Origin of the sequence: Aquimarina penaris, from assembly GCF_040786285.1 — a bacterium.
Taxonomy (GTDB): Bacteria; Bacteroidota; Bacteroidia; order Flavobacteriales; family Flavobacteriaceae; genus Aquimarina.
The window spans coordinates 38233-54678 of record NZ_JBFMKQ010000003.1 but is presented as its reverse complement, the minus strand read 5'-3'; the positions used below and the strand labels follow the sequence as shown (position 1 = coordinate 54678).

The 16446-nt window shown below is 32.7% G+C and carries 17 protein-coding genes and 3 tRNA genes; 12 read left to right on the top strand and 8 right to left on the bottom strand.

Annotated elements, in window-relative coordinates:
• Window positions 1-11: 11 nt before the first annotated feature.
• The 4 genes from ABW637_RS14075 to ABW637_RS14060 form a co-directional block, all read right to left on the bottom strand.
• Window positions 12-488: a DinB family protein gene (locus ABW637_RS14075; RefSeq protein WP_367585351.1), complete on the bottom strand. Its 477-nt coding sequence runs from the start codon at window positions 486-488 to the stop codon at window positions 12-14.
• A gap of 107 nt (window positions 489-595) precedes the next feature.
• A complete protein-coding gene (locus ABW637_RS14070) occupies window positions 596-1054 on the bottom strand; it encodes an SRPBCC domain-containing protein (protein ID WP_367585350.1) in 459 nt (152 codons plus the stop codon).
• Window positions 1047-1376, bottom strand: a complete 330-nt coding sequence (locus ABW637_RS14065; RefSeq protein WP_367585349.1) for an ArsR/SmtB family transcription factor — start codon at window positions 1374-1376, stop codon at window positions 1047-1049. The genes ABW637_RS14070 and ABW637_RS14065 overlap by 8 nt, the downstream gene beginning before the upstream one ends.
• A 108-nt stretch (window positions 1377-1484) precedes the next feature.
• Window positions 1485-2204: a DUF1223 domain-containing protein gene (locus tag ABW637_RS14060; RefSeq protein ID WP_367585348.1), complete on the bottom strand. Its 720-nt coding sequence runs from the start codon at window positions 2202-2204 to the stop codon at window positions 1485-1487.
• Between the two features lie 44 nt (window positions 2205-2248).
• Between ABW637_RS14060 and ABW637_RS14055 the strand changes: the two genes are divergently transcribed.
• The 4 genes from ABW637_RS14055 to ABW637_RS14040 all read left to right on the top strand — a co-directional run bounded on the left by ABW637_RS14055 (window position 2249) and on the right by ABW637_RS14040 (window position 5900).
• Window positions 2249-2893 (top strand): DUF4159 domain-containing protein, encoded by a 645-nt coding sequence (locus ABW637_RS14055; RefSeq protein WP_367585347.1) that lies wholly within the window; start codon window positions 2249-2251, stop codon window positions 2891-2893.
• Window positions 2893-3417: a TrmH family RNA methyltransferase gene (locus ABW637_RS14050; RefSeq protein ID WP_367585346.1), complete on the top strand. Its 525-nt coding sequence runs from the start codon at window positions 2893-2895 to the stop codon at window positions 3415-3417. Before ABW637_RS14055 ends, ABW637_RS14050 begins: the two co-directional genes overlap by 1 nt.
• A 134-nt stretch (window positions 3418-3551) precedes the next feature.
• A complete protein-coding gene (locus ABW637_RS14045) occupies window positions 3552-4640 on the top strand; it encodes an AI-2E family transporter (RefSeq protein ID WP_367585345.1) in 1089 nt (362 codons plus the stop codon).
• Window positions 4641-4706: 66 nt separating this feature from the next.
• Window positions 4707-5900: a THUMP-like domain-containing protein gene (locus tag ABW637_RS14040; protein ID WP_367585344.1), complete on the top strand. Its 1194-nt coding sequence runs from the start codon at window positions 4707-4709 to the stop codon at window positions 5898-5900.
• On the opposite strand, the gene ABW637_RS14035 is transcribed toward ABW637_RS14040, so the two are convergent.
• The 3 genes from ABW637_RS14035 to ABW637_RS14025 all read right to left on the bottom strand — a co-directional run bounded on the left by ABW637_RS14035 (window position 5890) and on the right by ABW637_RS14025 (window position 9175).
• Complete coding sequence (locus tag ABW637_RS14035; RefSeq protein WP_367585343.1) at window positions 5890-6369, bottom strand: hypothetical protein; 480 nt, start codon at window positions 6367-6369, stop codon at window positions 5890-5892. The two genes, ABW637_RS14040 and ABW637_RS14035, sit on opposite strands and share 11 nt — an antisense overlap.
• 107 nt (window positions 6370-6476) lie before the next feature.
• Entirely contained in the window at window positions 6477-7484 is a 1008-nt protein-coding gene (locus tag ABW637_RS14030) for a hypothetical protein (protein ID WP_367585342.1), read from the bottom strand.
• A gap of 95 nt (window positions 7485-7579) precedes the next feature.
• Complete coding sequence (locus ABW637_RS14025; RefSeq protein WP_367585341.1) at window positions 7580-9175, bottom strand: hypothetical protein; 1596 nt, start codon at window positions 9173-9175, stop codon at window positions 7580-7582.
• Window positions 9176-9445: 270 nt separating this feature from the next.
• On the opposite strand from ABW637_RS14025, the gene ABW637_RS14020 reads away from it, so the two are divergent.
• The 6 genes from ABW637_RS14020 (at window position 9446) to ABW637_RS13995 (ending at window position 12581) form a co-directional block, all read left to right on the top strand.
• Window positions 9446-9529, top strand: a tRNA-Ser gene (locus tag ABW637_RS14020).
• An 11-nt stretch (window positions 9530-9540) separates the two neighbouring features.
• Window positions 9541-9615, top strand: a tRNA-Pro gene (locus tag ABW637_RS14015).
• Window positions 9616-9635: 20 nt separating this feature from the next.
• Window positions 9636-9709: transfer RNA gene (locus tag ABW637_RS14010), tRNA-Arg, on the top strand.
• Window positions 9710-9826: 117 nt separating this feature from the next.
• The gene (locus tag ABW637_RS14005) at window positions 9827-11155 is read left to right on the top strand and encodes a Fic family protein (protein ID WP_367585340.1); all 1329 of its coding nucleotides are present in this window, start codon (window positions 9827-9829) and stop codon (window positions 11153-11155) included.
• 93 nt (window positions 11156-11248) lie between these two features.
• The gene (locus ABW637_RS14000; protein ID WP_367585339.1) at window positions 11249-12061 is read left to right on the top strand and encodes an AraC family transcriptional regulator; all 813 of its coding nucleotides are present in this window, start codon (window positions 11249-11251) and stop codon (window positions 12059-12061) included.
• A gap of 139 nt (window positions 12062-12200) precedes the next feature.
• Window positions 12201-12581: a VOC family protein gene (locus ABW637_RS13995; RefSeq protein ID WP_367585898.1), complete on the top strand. Its 381-nt coding sequence runs from the start codon at window positions 12201-12203 to the stop codon at window positions 12579-12581.
• A 102-nt stretch (window positions 12582-12683) separates the two neighbouring features.
• Here the strand turns inward: ABW637_RS13995 and ABW637_RS13990 are convergent, their stop codons facing one another.
• A complete protein-coding gene (locus ABW637_RS13990) occupies window positions 12684-14585 on the bottom strand; it encodes an acyltransferase family protein (protein ID WP_367585338.1) in 1902 nt (633 codons plus the stop codon).
• Between the two features lie 368 nt (window positions 14586-14953).
• On the opposite strand from ABW637_RS13990, the gene ABW637_RS13985 reads away from it, so the two are divergent.
• Both ABW637_RS13985 and ABW637_RS13980 read left to right on the top strand, forming a co-directional pair.
• Complete coding sequence (locus ABW637_RS13985) at window positions 14954-15445, top strand: DinB family protein (protein ID WP_367585337.1); 492 nt, start codon at window positions 14954-14956, stop codon at window positions 15443-15445.
• A gap of 172 nt (window positions 15446-15617) precedes the next feature.
• On the top strand, window positions 15618-16268 hold the full coding sequence (locus ABW637_RS13980; RefSeq protein ID WP_367585336.1) for a DUF2459 domain-containing protein: 651 nt from the start codon (window positions 15618-15620) through the stop codon (window positions 16266-16268).
• Window positions 16269-16446: the final 178 nt, after the last annotated feature.

Genomic DNA, 16446 nt, shown 5'->3' with positions numbered 1-16446 from the left:
ATTTTATGCCTTCAATTTTTATCAGACTGTAACAGTATTTTTTTTAGTAATACAATTTGTCCAAGGTGGTAATGAGTATGCTCGATAATACCATGAATATTTCTATAGTAATTTCCATATTTTTCTTCTGTAAAGTTTTCCCAAAGTGTACTTTCTGGTAATTGTTCTATGAGGCTTGCAAAGTTTTCGGCATCAGTCCAGGTTTTATTTAATAGTTTTTCCCAATCTTCTGCAGATTGAATTGGTGGGTGATCAAAACTATACTTATCCTTAGCATCAAGAGGGCCTCCTTGTAATACTTTTATGACTGCATCTACATAATAATTTATATGATACACTAGCGTCGCAATAGTATTAAAAGAGTATACTTTCGTTGTAGCTTGTTGCCAAGTAATACCTGCTAAATTATCTTTTAGATTAGAGTACGTCCAATTTCCTCCAAAATGAACTTCTCTAAAGTGCTTTGCCATTTGCGCTTTTAAATTCATATTTTTTAGTTTTTATAAACTTATAAAAATTTAATGCCTTAGCAAATAGAAAACCACCTTTTGATTGGGGTATAAACTATTAATATTGAATAGCCCAAATACTAATTTTACTTTTTTTGTAAATACTCTTCAAGTCTTTCAAAAGTAGAGCCCCAACCATTATAGAACCCCATTTGCTCTTGTTGTTTACAATATTCTTCTGTTGGGTGAATAACGTTAAAAGTAAAATTGGTTTTATCACCATTTTTTTCGAGTAATACCTGCATCTCAACACCTTCTGTCATTGGTTTAAAGTTTGCTGATGAGATAATTTTTTCAAGCTCAACAATTTCAGAAAATATGCCCTCGGCAATAAATTCATTTCCATCTGGCATTAACATTACGTAATTCCATTTTCCACCAACTTTAAAGTCATGCTCCACAACTTTGGTTTTCATCCCTTTAGGCCCCCACCAAAGTGCTATATGTTCGGGCTGGGTCCATGCTTCCCAAACTAGTGCAATGGGCGCATTAAATGTTCTTTTTATTGTTAATGTGCGCTTAGCTAATTCATTTTTACTACTCATCTTTTGTGTTTTTTGTTTGTAATTTGGTTAAATAATTCTCGAAAGAATCTATTTTATCTTCCCAAAGGCTTCTATATTGCTCTATCCATAAGAAAGCTGGGATAAGGTTTTTTGGTTGAATTTTGCAAAATCGCTCTCTCCCTTCTTTATGAATCTCTATGATTCCGCATTCTTTTAAAATTTTTAAATGCTTTGAAATCGCAGGGCGGCTAACATCGAATTTTTCGGCAACAGAATTAACCGTAAGACTTTGTTCTGCTAAAAGTGTAATTATATCTCTTCTAACAGGATCTGCTATGGCTTGAAAAACATCTCTTCTCATATAAAACGTAACCGATTGGTTACAAATATAAATGTAATCATTCGGTTACGCAAATATTTTTAAGAAATCCTTCAAAACAACTTCTTTATTCCAATACAAAAAGATACTTTAGATTTCCTCTCTAGTCGCTCCAGTGGTCTTTAAAACATCATCCTGAGTATATGCTATTATTGAAAGCTTATCCTTTTTGGACACCCAACCTGGTATGTTTATGGATACCCTCCCAGAATTTTCTCGTTTTACGATACGATTGACAACGATATTGGTGTTTTTTAATGTTCGATTGCGGTTTTCTCCTCTGGGAATAGTAGTAATCCGTTCAGAAATAACCAATGCCAATGTAACCCTATCAAATGTATCGCCTTCTACTTCATAACCTAAATGTACCTGTTTTTCTTTCCGTTTGATATTACTCAATGTTATGGTATTACGAGTTTTTGATTTGGCATATTTCTTCAGAGCCGAATCAGTTTTATACCGATTAGAGCCGGTAAAATGTTCACTACCATTGACTACTAATTGAGGGGTGTATATCGACCTACTCCTAAACTGTACCCCATACTCTCTTTGATACTCACTGTATGCCTTAGCGCTAAAAGGGTCTTTCCAACCCAGTCTGTTCCAATAATCAACATGATAAGACAGTACAAATACATTTTGATTTTTATATTGTTCTCTAACCTCATCAAGTAATTTATCTGCAGGTGGGCAGCTACTACAGCCTTGCGAGGTGAATAATTCTAATACAATTGCAGATGTATTATTTTCTTGTGCATATATTGATATTGAAAGAACACATGTTAATAGGAGTAAAAGCTTCTTTTGCATCTGTTTTATTTTAGTACTTTTAGACTTTAATTTAGACGAATGCTATGGATAAACTTACGGGGTATGTCTTCATTTTTTTAATTTCGGCATGTATCAATGCCCAGGATATTGCCGTTTTGCAGTACAAAGGTGGTGGAGATTGGTACAGTAATCCTACAGCCTTACCTAATCTGATTACTTTTTGCAATCAAAATATAAACACCACAATTTCTAACAAACCCAAAACAGTAAAACCCGAGAGTGTAGATATTTTTCAATACCCTTATATTCATATGACGGGGCATGGTAATGTATTTTTTACTGAAGAAGATGCAGAAAACCTAAGAAACTACCTATTAAGTGGTGGTTTTATACACATTGATGATAACTACGGAATGGAACCTTATATTCGAAAAGAACTCATTAAGGTCTTTCCGGATAGTGAATTGGTAGAATTACCCAATACTCATCCTATTTTTTCTTCGAAATATGATTTCCCTCAGGGCTTACCAAAAATTCATGAACACGATGGTAAACGGCCGCAAGCATTAGGGATAATACATGAAGATCGATTGGTACTACTCTTTACTTTTGAAAGTGATTTAGGCGATGGTTGGGAAAACCCCGAGGTACACAATGATCCAGAAGAAGTTCGTACAAAAGCCCTAAAAATGGGAGCTAACATAATTAAATACGCATTCGAAAATTAATGAATCAACAACTGCATCACGATAATAACCAATTTACTAAAAAACGATTCCCAATAACATTGGTTTGTGATAGAGTAAACTCTCCTGCAAATATTGGTAGCCTATTTAGAATTGCAGATAGTTTTGGAGTAGAGCAAATTTATTTTTGCGGAGAAAACGTTACTGTGGTTAGCAAAAGAATGCAGCGTACAGCCCGGTCCACTCACGAATTTATTCCGTATAAACAATCAAAACAAATTATAGATATAATTGAACAACTTAAAGCAGAAGGCTATACTATTTTGTCACTAGAAATTACAGAGAATAGCATTCCTGTTTCTGAATATCTTTTAAAACCCTCAGAGAAAGTAGCATTAATTATTGGTGAAGAAAATTTCGGAGTATCAGAAAAGGTGTTAGCATTGTCAAAACAAAATGTGCATATTAATATGTATGGTAAAAATAGTAGTATGAATGTTGCTACAGCTACAGGGATAGCATTGTATGAGATTACGAAACAGTGGTTAGTGGTTAGTGGAATTTAAAGCTATTGATCGTTCTAAATACTCCAATACTTGGATTATTTGAAACTCTATAATTTTGATTCTTAGCCACTTTACGGCTTTATAACTTTAGCACTCTAAATCTTTGTAACTTTGATTCTTTGAAACTAAAAAAAATGAATTCGAAAACAATTGCATACGGTATCCTAAGAGCGGTGGCCATTATTGTGGGCACCCTTGGGTTATTATGGTTTTTATATAAAATACAATCCGTTCTAATCTATATTGCATTTGCCGCTGTTATTTCGTTAATGGGAAGACCGTTGGTATCTTTTCTAAAAAGAAAACTAAAGTTTAACAACACTCTTGCTGTAGTATTTACTTTGTTTATAACCATAAGTCTGTTTTTAAGCATTTTCACATTATTTGTACCTATCGTTGTTGAACAAGGGCAATTAATAGGCGAAATCAACGTAAATAGTATTGGTGATGATCTGGATCGACTCAATCAAGAGGTTAGTGACTACTTTAATATCGAAAAGTTAAGCCTGGTAGAACTTATCAAGAAAACAGATCTTATGCAGTTTTTTGATCTTAAGGCGATTCCAGATATGATCAATTCTTTTTTAAGTGGTTTTGGGTCTGTATTGATTGGCTTGTTTTCGGTATTATTTATTTCTTTTTTCTTATTAAAAGACAGTCTTTTATTAGAGAATAGCTTATTGGTATTTGCCAAAAAAGAAGATGAAAACAAGTTCATGCGAGCTTTTACGAAAATCAAAGATTTGTTATCCAGATATTTTGTTGGATTACTTTTACAGGTTTTTATTCTATTTGTTCTGTACACCATTCTACTTCTTATTTTTGGAGTACATAACGCCATTGCAGTGGCATTGATAGCGGCAATTTTTAATCTTATCCCCTATATCGGTCCTTTATTCGGCGGTATCTTTGTACTTATCCTTGCCATAACAAGTAATCTGGGACTCGATTTTCAGAGTGTAATGCTGCCAAAATTAACCTATATTCTTATTGGGTATTTGGGTATTCAAATGATTGATAATTTCTTAAATCAACCTTTAATTTTTGGCACTAGTGTAAAATCCCACCCTTTAGAAATTTTTCTTGCTATAGTTATTTTTGGGCTCATATTCGGAATAGGCGGATTGATTGTTGCTGTGCCTTTTTATACGGCAATAAAAGTTATTGCAAAAGAATTTTTATCTGAGTATAAGATCGTTAAAACACTAACGAAGGATTTGTAAGTTTTAATTAGAAAAAAATGGATCCCGTTCTACAACGGGATGACAAAAAACAGAGCATAAAGAAACTTGAAAACCAAAATACTACATAAAGAAGTACAAGAATTTATATTCGAAAAATCAAATACTTCTATTGATTTAAGTAAGTTAATTTTGAGTGGAAGTCCTTTTGAAAATGTTTCTCCTCAGGAATTGGCACAACAGATTAGCGGAAGATTAAAAGCAAAACAAAAATTACCCACATGGTTTTCTGAAAAAGGAATTTACTATCCCCCTACTCTTAATTTAGAACAAACTTCTTCTGAAGCAACAGCGAGGTATAAAAGTAACTTGGTCTCAGGAGATACATTAATAGACCTTACCGGTGGTTTTGGTATTGATGATTATTTTTTTTCAAAAAAAATGCAGCATGTAATCCATTGCGAGCTCAATGAAGAATTAAGTACTATTGCAGCACACAATTTTAGTACGCTCGAAGCAAAAAACATCAGATCTGAAATTGGTGATGGAATAAAAATTTTGGAAAACACAAAACCTGTCGATTGGATATATATCGACCCCTCAAGAAGACACGACAGTAAAGGAAAAGTTTTCTTTCTCGAAGATTGTTTACCTAATGTTCCTAACCACCTGGAATTTCTCTTTACAAAGAGCGAAAACATTCTTATTAAAACCTCTCCTCTACTTGATTTTCAGGTAGGAATCAATTCATTACAACAGGTAAAGGAAATTCATGTCATAGCTATCGAGAATGAGGTAAAAGAATTGCTGTGGGTTTTGGATAAAAACTTTACTGGTGACAGCACTATCAAAACCGTTAATATTCAAAAAAACCAGAATCAGGAGTTCTCGTTTGTTCTAAAGAAAGAAGCACAACAACCAGTATATCTTGCTGCTCCAAAAGGTTATTTATATGAACCCAATGCTGCAATTCTAAAAAGTGGTGGATTTTTAAGCGTTGGCAACACCTTTGAAATAGAAAAACTTCATTTACATTCTCATTTATATACTTCTGACCAAAAAATTGAATTTCCCGGACGGAGTTTTAAGATTATATCTGTTTTTCCGTATCACAAAAAGACGATTGCTAAAGCAGGGATAACTAAAGCTAATATTACAACACGTAACTTCCCCGAAAATGTAGCAGCGCTAAGAAAAAAGCACAAAATTAAAGACGGTGGTGATATTTACCTGTTTTTTACTACAGATTACAATGATAAAAAAATTGTAATATGGTGCGAAAAGTTTGGAGTTAAGGTGTAGTAAATACAGGAGAATGTGAAATATACCCTTCTACGTATTCTTTTAGTTCCTGACCAGAAACTCCTTCAATATTACCGAGTATAAATTTCTTGTCCTCTTCTATATTTTGATAATAACCAGCTATTTTAGGAGCATTTGATTGAATGCTTAATCTAATCATCCTTAGTTCAATATTATCAGGCTCTGACTGAATCGCTTCATCAATCATTTTTTTTCCTTTATTGAAGTAAGATAATTTACTAAAAGGATTCCATAAGAACGAAGCTTTTAAGGCTAATGCAGCACCATGATATCCCTCGTAAATTGCTCCTTGATTATGTAGTGCATTTTTAGTCAGCTCAAAGAATTCTTCGGCATTTTCTTTCGACTCATTACAAATTTTATACGAACTACGAATCTCTTCTATACTAATTTCATTAGTTGTTATGGTCGAGATAAAAACCAGTAGGATTGATAAAATTTTCATCATGCTGTTACAAAACTTTATATGTTAGAACGACTAATTTGAAGCGATATTACAAACGTAATAAAAGGAAGTGTGCACTTCCTTTTATTACGTATTTCATTAATTTAATATTATTTAATAAGCTTGGCAATACTTTTAATATCAGAATCCTTGATATTATACGACCCTTCTTCGCTCAAGTAAATAATTTCTCCTGTTACACTATGTATTACAGAAACTACTTTCTTTTGGTTAAACTGCGTATGCATTAAATAATAAAAATCATCTCCTTTTAAAATTTTATCATTTATACTTTTATTATCAACAACTTCGTACTTATATCCATATTTCCCGAATAACTCCTCTTCGGTTCTGGTCTGACCCCACGAAGCTGCTAATGCATTATATTTTTTCAAAATCCACTTCGGAGCATATAAAGTCTTATCTTTTAATTCTTTAATTTTTTCTTTCTTTTCGACTCCATCTTCTATGACTAAATTTTCAGAATTCGACAACCTCCTATTGAGTTCTTGAAAGTAGTTTTTAATATAACCCATATCAAAATTGTAGAAGCCAGGTTCCTCACCATACTTTTCGTTGATTTTATCTGAACTTCCTATTCTAACTTTAGAACTAAAATCCTGACGATATCTAATATTAGGGGTAAAAAACATTTCTGCGATATTTAAGGCATCATATTTTAACTTCCCTTTTTTATTCTTTTTGATGTTCTCAAAGTTAGATAACATCATAAATTTAAACACAATATACTCTGCAACAGTTCTTGTTCCTGGCCCCATGGCACCACCTGTTTTTTGTTTTTGATATCCATTATCAACTAATCTGACAATCGAATTTTCAGCAGAAACATACTCTTCACCTTTTTCATCATACGTTTCCTGATCAACAAAAACAAACTCGTTAAAGGTCCATACTTCTTTGATAATTGACTTAAACTCATCGGTATCCAGCAAAGTTGGAACAACAAAAATCGTTTTAGTTTTTTTTAAGTCATCAAAAACTCCTTGCTTATGTTTTGACACGTATAAGTTAATAGGTGATTTACTTTTTCCAATGTTAATCTGTGCATAGGAATTGGTAATACAAATTAATGAAATCAGAATTATAATTTTTCTCATGATTAGTTCTTAAGTATGATTTATTTGTGAATTATATTTTAGCAGTCTACCAAAATTTCTTTAAGTATCCTTATAGGATTATTGACTCTACCCTATTATTTAGTTAGCGATATTTTTACTAATAAATTACTCTTTTTACCATCATACACCTCTAAGATCATATCATTATTAGGTAATCTAGCCGCTTTAGTCAATTCTAAAACATCTAAACGCGAATTTCTAATATCGCTTCCTGTAAGGATCGCTTCTTTTGTGGCTTCTCCGGTGGTTTTATCTATAACATACGACGTTAAATAATTAAACTCTTTCTTACCATCAAAATATCGCGTCGGAGTTTCTTCAAATGATCGTTTAAGATTGGTGAAATCATCAATAAAAAACAAGTAATATTTTCCGTTGTTCTCAAAATTAACATACGACATACTTCTTTTGCTTATTGTACCCATTTGCCACTTTGGAAGCTTATGCATCCACTCTAGAGTACCTTTAGAAGACAGTTTAAACACAAAAATATCTCTGTAATAATACTTATAGGTGGTTCTGGATCCCGAAGAGCTTGAGGTCGTAAATGATTCGGCATAACGTTGCTCTCCAAATAAAGTAGTACTTCCGTCTGAGTTAAAAACGATATCGTTGATTTTAAGTTTTTCTAAATCTTTCAGGTCATCATCCTTTTGGGTTCCTTCGTTGATACGTGCTTCTCTTTGAAATGCTAAATCCTGTAATTTTTCTGCAGGGATATTACTTTTTGTAAGTGAATTTATCGAACCATCATTAGCTAACAAAGTAGAAAAGATACCCGATATTTCAGTTTTATTAGTTGTATTGGCATAAAACCCAGAAAATGTTACTTTACCTTCAGTATTAAGCTCTAAAGCACCAGCAGTAATAGCACTTTTGGGGATATCAATTCGGTGTTTAACCACCTCGCCACTATCTTCGGTGATTTTATATACTTCGGTATGATAGGTAGATTCTAGTTTATTTTTATCTTGTGATCCATCGTTAAAAACCGAAGCGGTCATAAAGAAATTTCCTTTATTATCGATAGCAAAATCCTCGTATTGAATTTTATCAGAAGCATAAGGCATGGTTACTTTTCTTCGCCATAACATATTAAGTCCATCACTAAAAACAGTAATTCCTATCTTATCCGCATTTCCATCTCCTGACTTGATTCGAAATAAAACCACTAATTTTCTTTCATCCGGTGATTTTTTAAATACAAATTGATTTATTCTTCCTCCGGCGTCAAAACCATACGTACTTTTAAAACCAACATCTCTAGCTACACCTTCTTTTTCATTAATAAGTTGAATGGGTTTTTCTGCCACAATCCCAGTAAGAGAAATTTTTTGCCCGTACGCTCTATTGCCTTTAGTATAAAAAACAACGGCTTTTTCATTAAGTCTCATCACCGTCTGAAAATCGCCTTTGTCCTCTATAACCTGTCTTTTCTTAAGATTTTCTTTTAAGTCTTCTAAAGAGAATCGCTGTATGGTCATACCATTACGACCTTTTTTAATCGAAACGAGTCGATTTCCTGAAGCAACTTGATAGGTATTTATACTTTTTATTCGTTTATACTTCTCTCCGTTTTTAAATGTAAAGTCTTTAAGTAAGACCGGTTTTTGGGCAAAAGCATAACCGCTAAAAAAAAGTGTAAAGATCAGAATATATCTAATATTCATATTTATAGTATTTTTATACATACACATAACATAATAAATAGGTCATTATTACACAAATATATGAAAAGAAGTATTTAGGGTTTATTTGGATATCTGATTTAGGGTTTTATTGAATTGAACTATGGAGAAAAAACTGATTTTCAACTTTTTAAAAAGAAGCTGAAATCAAATAAAAAATAATGATAAAAAAATGTTGCATTGTAGATACATAAAAGCTACATTTGCATCCGCATTTGAAATATTAAATGCGTCGTTCATAACAGAATATTAGGAGAGGTGCCAGAGTGGTAATGGAGCAGATTGCTAATCTGTCAACGCGCAAGTGTTGCCCGGGTTCGAATCCCGGTCTCTCCGCATTATTGTTTCGGGGTGTAGCGTAGCCCGGTTATCGCGCCGCGTTTGGGACGCGGAGGTCGCAGGTTCGAATCCTGCCACCCCGACAATTTTTTTTAAGAGTTACGGGCTCGTAGCTCAGCTGGATAGAGCACCTCCCTTCTAAGGAGGCGGTCATAGGTTCGAATCCTATCGGGCTCACATTAAGCCATACTAGAAATAGTATGGCTTTTTTGTTTCTAATTACTACTTTTATAGTTTAGAAATAATAGCAATTGCTATTATATAATTGTTCTCGACAATTAAAACAATATTAAAATGATCAATGTAGAAAAATCTATTAAACTCAAAAAAGAACTGGATTCTCTTCGTCCCTTAAAAAAAGATGATGAATTGAGAATTATGCAAAAGTTTAGATTAGATTGGAACTATCATTCAAATAATTTGGAAGGGAATACTCTGACCTATGGTGAAACTAAGGCATTAATTCTATTTGGGGTTACTGCTCAGGGAAAACCTTTAAAAGATCATTTTGAGATTACTGGACATGATGAAGCTATAAAATGGGTAATGGAGATAGTAAAACATGACAGACCGATAACCGAAAATTTTATTCGAGAGTTACATGAGCTAATCTTAAAAGAACCATATGAAGTTGATGCGATTACTCCAGAGGGTCAACCGACTACAAAAAGAGTAAATATAGGCGTGTATAAGACAACTCCCAATCATGTTAGAACTAAAACAGGTGAAATATTTAGGTTTGCAACTCCAGAGGAAACGCCTGCTATGATGAATGATTTGGTTAACTGGTATAGAACCAAAGTTGATGAAAAAGAAACAAATCCAATACTACTTGCTGCTGAATTTCATTACAAATATATAAGAATACATCCTTTCGATGATGGAAATGGTAGGACAGCAAGAATAATTATGAACTTCATTTTAATGCAGTTTGGTTATCCTCCTGTAATAATTAAGACTAGTGATAAAGAAAACTATTTTGCTGCACTTCGACAGGCAGATGCCGGTTTATTAGAACCTTTTATCGAATACATTTCGGAAAATTTAAATAATTCTTTGGAAATAATGATTAAAGGTGCAAAGGGAGAGAGTATAGAAGAACCTGACGATTTAGATAAAGAAATAGCATTGCTGGAGCAGAAATTAGAAACAATTGGACAACAAATAGAAATTTCCAAGAGTAGAGAAGCAATTCTAGATATCTATGACAATTCAATTTCCGAAATAACTCGAAAATTCATTAGCAAAGGACAAAGATTTGAAAAATTTTATGCTAAGAATGAATTTCACATTTTTGTCAATAGTAATTCGAACCACAAATCAAAAGAAGATGCAATTACAAATAGTAGAAATCAAATAAAAGACAATATAAGCTCAATAAGAATTCAATTTCAATATCAAGGATTCAAACAAATAGGTTTTCAAGAGTTTAGTCATATGTCTCAAATAACGTTTCATTTTAGTTACACAAGATATCGAGTTACAAATCAAGCGAACGTAACTATTGAAAAACATTATTCAGAACAATTAGAAGAAAGTGAAATAAACAAATTGATAAATACTGAGATCAAGAAGCATACACTATTAATAGAAAATAAAATTAGGCAAATAAAAAAGAAATAAAACTGTCGAGAACAATTTGTATAGTTCATTTGCTCCCTTCGAGAAGCAAACGCACCATACAAGAGACGTTATGCATAATGCGAACAAAATGAGGTGAAAGAAAATGAAACTATAAAGAACTATTACAAACCGATTCAGCCGACCGTAAAAGCTGAAAATGGAGATGTATTTTACCAAGAGGTTCGACCAAGTGTAAAAATAGAAAATTTTGTTTACTGTTTTTGGCAACTCAAAACACAAAAAGTACTCAATCAACCTTTCATTTACCGAGTTGTTTCAGACGGCTGTATTGACATATTTTTTGAACACCACCAATCGTCAGAAAATTTTGTGATGGGGTTTTGCAGAAAATATACAGAATTTCCCATTGGTAAAACGTTTGACTATATCGGTATTCGATTTTTGCCTTCTGCCTTTCCGTTTTTGTTTGGAGTCGATGCCAAAACCTTGAGCAATCAATCAAGGGAATTGAAACATGTTATACCAGAGCTTTCCGACTGGATTACCACTAATGTCAAATCATTAGAATCGTTTGAAAATATAACACAACTCTTAAACGGAAAATTAATTGACATCACTGAAAAACAAAATTTTCGATACGACCAACGCTTATTCAATGCATTAAATCTCATTTTCCTAAAGAACGGATTTTTAGACACAGAAAAAGAATTAAATACAGATTTGAGTCCACGGCAACTTCGTAGAATTTTTAATTTCTATATAGGAACAACAGCAAAAACCTTTAGTAACGTTGTACGTTTTCAATATATCCTAAATGCTAAACCATCAAAACAGAGCCTCAAAGAAAATAAACTATACTTTGATGTTGGATTTTTTGACCAAGCTCATTTCATAAAAAACTTTAAGACTTTTTATGGAGTAACACCTACCGAAGCCTTTCGTTAGACCATGTCCGATTTTTACAATTCCTAGCAAAAATCTCACTCTAAATTTGTTTTCAACAAAATATTCAGAGATGAAGAAATTAGTATTAATCACTTTTGCTCTAATCGTAGGTTGGACAAATGCGCAAACACCAAGTAAAATGAAACTAAACGCAGGAATAATCACAGATAAACTAACAGAAACAAAAGAATTCTATACGAATGTATTAAATTTTGGTATAAGCTTTGAAAATGATTTTTATCTCTTAATGCATACCCCTGACAAATCATCGGAAATCAGTTTTTTACAACCCAATCATCCAAGTCAAAAACCAATTTTCCAATCTTCTTTTAACGGAAATGGTGTGTTTCTGACTATTGAAGTGGAAGAAGTAGATAAAATGTACAAGCAACTTAAAAATAGAGGAGTTTCAATCGAAATTGAAATTAGGGACGAGCCTTGGGGAGACAGACATTTCGCAATCGTTGACCCAAACGGTGTTGGAATTGATATTGTGACCTATAAAAAACCTGAAGAATAAAGCACTTCGTTTCTTATACTAAACGTTGTACGCAATTTGACCGAAATGCAAAATATAGAATATGTAAAAAACGGTGGAGTTTGCCTGTTTTTAACCAGATCTTTATTGTAAAGACCTTAAAGGGTTTCCTTTCTCTTCTAGGTACTTTTTTGCTATCAATCTTGCTCCACTTACATTTAAATGATAAAAATCCCGATAAACGATTTGCTCATTTATCGCATAATCACATTTATCATTCACACACATAACCTCATTTAAATCAATAATTGTAACCGAAGGGAATCTTTTCTTGATTTCATTTACAATATATTTTTCCGGACGCTCGTACAACGGAATTAATAAATCTTTTTTCAAAAATTGAGCTCCCATTTTGGCTTTATGCAACTTCATTTTATGCGCATTAGCTTCGGTGGTCATCCTTAAATGATCAATAATAACTACGTTTTTTTTCAATGCAACCAACTCTTTTATAGATTCAAGTATTTGATCGTAGTTTTCTGAATCGACCCTCATCGCCTCCCAAAATGCCGCAATGCAGATAATATCCATTTTTTTAGCATATTCGAACCTTTTTTTCTCATAGTCATCACCAGATGTATCAGGAAAATCCAGATTACGCAATAACGGATAACCCGGAGCCGCGCTAACATCAAAATACATATTGGCATCTTTAGCTAATTCGTCAACAAAATAGACCGAATGATTAGCAAACGAATCCCCTATCAAAATACCATCAACTTTATTTTTAACCACCCCTATATTGCAGTTTCTATTATTACCAATACTGTGTGTATTGTAACAATTAGACCTTACTTCATCTGGGAAATTTACTTTTCTATTAAACTCAGTTAGATTTGGAAAACGATCAGGAAACCCATCTTTACCATCAATGATTCCATAAGTCAAACCACCAATAAGTAAACTTGGGAATAAGATATATCGTAATGTTTTAGAAAATGTATACTTGAATGTATACCTAAAAGGCTGTTCGACGAATTTCCAGGAAAAATACGACAATACAATGGTAGTCGCAACCACCATGAAGACTATAGGTAATGTGAGCTCAAAACCTAAATATTTAATAAACACTATTATTGGCCAATGCCACAGATATATAGAATATGATAGCAAACCTAAAAACACTATACCCCGAAACTCTAATACACTATTAACAACTCCTTTTGAATCTTTTTCTTTGCCAGACAAAATTAGCAACACTGCCCCCAGACAAGGCCAAAAAGCATTTAATCCAGGAAAAGCACTCTCTTTTGTTAACACGATAGAGGGTATAAAAACCAATACAATTCCTAAAATAGAAACGATGTGATTTATTGATTTTGTAAGTTTTGGAATTCGCTCCCACAATATGGCTAAAATCGCTCCCATCAAAACCTCAAAAAAGCGAGCCGGTAATAAAAAGTAAGCCATCGACTTATCTTCTCCTGTTAAATAAATAGATAACAGAAGAGTACAAAACAAAAGAGCAGTAACAACATATACTCTATTATTTGAATTTAAAAAACGGTGAAGGACTAAAAGTAAAATGGGCCAAACCAAATAAAATTGCTCCTCAACAGATAAAGACCATGTATGCAGCAATGGCATAAACTCAGTATTCTTGGCAAAATAATCATTACTGGCAGACCATAAATAAAAGTTATTAGTACTCAACATCGTATGTACAACCGTTCGAGAATAACTTTCAAAATCATTGGGAAATAAAAACAAATATGCTAGAATGGTGATTATCACAATAACAAAAACCAAAACAGGAATAATTCTTCGTATTCTTCTTAAATAAAATTCTTTGAAAGAAAATGAATTACTAAGAATCTGCTTATTTATAGAACTCGTTATTAAATAGCCCGAAATCACAAAGAATATATCGACGCCAACATACCCACCACTAAATAATGAAAAATCGACATGAAATAGAATTACAAGAAACACCGAAATTGCCCTTAAACCATCAATATCCGGACGATAGGTAATAATTTTACTCACTTACTCTGAAAATTTTATATTTTACATTTCTTATAGTCCAACACTTCAAAACCTTAAACTCCCCTTACAACATACTCATTTTCAAAATGAAACACCACCACTCGCTACCAAATTCGTCGTAGTACAACACCACAAATCTTCTTCACCAATAGTATAGAGAGCCTAACGCAATATCTTTGCTATAATTACAAACCTTTACTGCGTGAAAATAGCATTTTACTTTCTGATTAAGAATAAATCGGTTACTTCTTATTCAGAATTTAGTTAATTTCCTCTGGTCAAACCATGATTCATGTATTAAACATTAGCGGTCATTGCTAATAGACTCATTTAAATAGTATATATTGAATAAAACCACACACAACATTATGAGATATACACCAAAAGATGGTTTTCCATATTATTTTGAATTGGCTAAGAAAGATAGTTTGTCGACACTTTTTGCAACAGCAGCAACATTTACCTTTCTAAGTACAATAGATGAGAAAAAGGCTGCTCATCGTTATGAACCGAATAAATGGAGTATAAAACAAATAATAGGACACATCACCGATCATGAAAGAATAAAAATGTTTAGGGCATTTCAATTAAGTAGAAACGAAAACATCCAATTATGGGGTTACGATCAAGATTTTCTAACCAACAATAGTCGTTTTGATGAGTTAAAAATAGAACTTTTGGTGACCGATTTTTATAATGTAAGAAAGTCATCGTTAAGTTTTATTGAAACCTTATCCGAAGCTCAATTAAAAAAAACTGGTTTGGCTCAACAACATGAAATTACATTAGTAGATTTTCTTAAGTCAATTATTGGTCACGAGAGGCATCATTTGGGTATACTTAAAGAAAGGTATCTCTGATAAGAATGCGGTTCATTATCTCTACTAACAATTGTATATAAAATTACGACTCCCATTCGGTTGTTATACTTCGTGTCCTAAAGTTATTGTAAAGTACTTTCACACAGCATATTTGTTATTATGATTCTACCAATTAGTTGTAAATCATACATTAATTTTTGAAATTCGCAATATGAGATTAGTAAAAAATATTCTGAAATGCACGGGTGTAGTTTTAATTTTCCCAATTGCGTATTTCGTTTTATCCGTAATCTTCACATATATTACTGTAAACAAAAAAGCGAACGATGTAGAAACAAACCAGAGCATTTATCTTGGATCTAAAGAATTACATCTAGAAATTATCATTCCCAAAACCGAATTAGATACTACGCTTCTCAATGGACTGAAGTATAATAATAATGAAAAATTCTTGTCTTTTGGATGGGGAGATAAAACGTATTACAGTAAAACTTCGACTTCGTCAAATTTCACTATAATAAATAAGTGCCAAGCAGCATTTACTAATACTTCTGCCCTATTACATGTAACAAGGTATAGTACTAAACAAAATGACTGGGTCGAGATAAAAATGACACCTTCTCAGTTAATAGTGCTGCAAACCTATATCAATAACACTTTTAAAAATAATAATCAAGATCAAAAAATAATTATACCAGGGTTAAGTTACAGCACTAACGATAATTTTTATGAAGCAAATGGAAATTACAATTGCTTTAATACATGTAACACTTGGATCAATACAGGTCTAAAACAAAGTAATGCCATGGCTTGTTTATGGACTCCTTTTGATTTCGGATTATTACGTATTTATAAAAACTAAACTACCTTGGGGCAAACCGGCGAGGCATTGGTTGGAAAATAATTTTGATTTCGAGGCAAACCTCGGAGCATTTAAATCTCGATTATCGAGTAAATAAGGCATTGAACAGATCTTAGAATACAGTATTGTGGTGGCAGAGCGGTTAGGCATGATAATCATATTCACTTACAATAAAAAT

Coding starts and splice junctions, on each gene's coding strand:
- ABW637_RS14075 (WP_367585351.1), bottom strand. CDS start 488: ATGAATTTAAAAGCGCAAATGGCAAAGCACTTTAGAGAAGTTCATTTT.
- ABW637_RS14070 (WP_367585350.1), bottom strand. CDS start 1,054: ATGAGTAGTAAAAATGAATTAGCTAAGCGCACATTAACAATAAAAAGA.
- ABW637_RS14065 (WP_367585349.1), bottom strand. CDS start 1,376: ATGAGAAGAGATGTTTTTCAAGCCATAGCAGATCCTGTTAGAAGAGAT.
- ABW637_RS14060 (WP_367585348.1), bottom strand. CDS start 2,204: ATGCAAAAGAAGCTTTTACTCCTATTAACATGTGTTCTTTCAATATCA.
- ABW637_RS14055 (WP_367585347.1), top strand. CDS start 2,249: ATGGATAAACTTACGGGGTATGTCTTCATTTTTTTAATTTCGGCATGT.
- ABW637_RS14050 (WP_367585346.1), top strand. CDS start 2,893: ATGAATCAACAACTGCATCACGATAATAACCAATTTACTAAAAAACGA.
- ABW637_RS14045 (WP_367585345.1), top strand. CDS start 3,552: ATGAATTCGAAAACAATTGCATACGGTATCCTAAGAGCGGTGGCCATT.
- ABW637_RS14035 (WP_367585343.1), bottom strand. CDS start 6,369: ATGATGAAAATTTTATCAATCCTACTGGTTTTTATCTCGACCATAACA.
- ABW637_RS14030 (WP_367585342.1), bottom strand. CDS start 7,484: ATGAGAAAAATTATAATTCTGATTTCATTAATTTGTATTACCAATTCC.
- ABW637_RS14025 (WP_367585341.1), bottom strand. CDS start 9,175: ATGAATATTAGATATATTCTGATCTTTACACTTTTTTTTAGCGGTTAT.
- ABW637_RS14005 (WP_367585340.1), top strand. CDS start 9,827: ATGATCAATGTAGAAAAATCTATTAAACTCAAAAAAGAACTGGATTCT.
- ABW637_RS13995 (WP_367585898.1), top strand. CDS start 12,201: ATGAAACTAAACGCAGGAATAATCACAGATAAACTAACAGAAACAAAA.
- ABW637_RS13985 (WP_367585337.1), top strand. CDS start 14,954: ATGAGATATACACCAAAAGATGGTTTTCCATATTATTTTGAATTGGCT.
- ABW637_RS13980 (WP_367585336.1), top strand. CDS start 15,618: ATGAGATTAGTAAAAAATATTCTGAAATGCACGGGTGTAGTTTTAATT.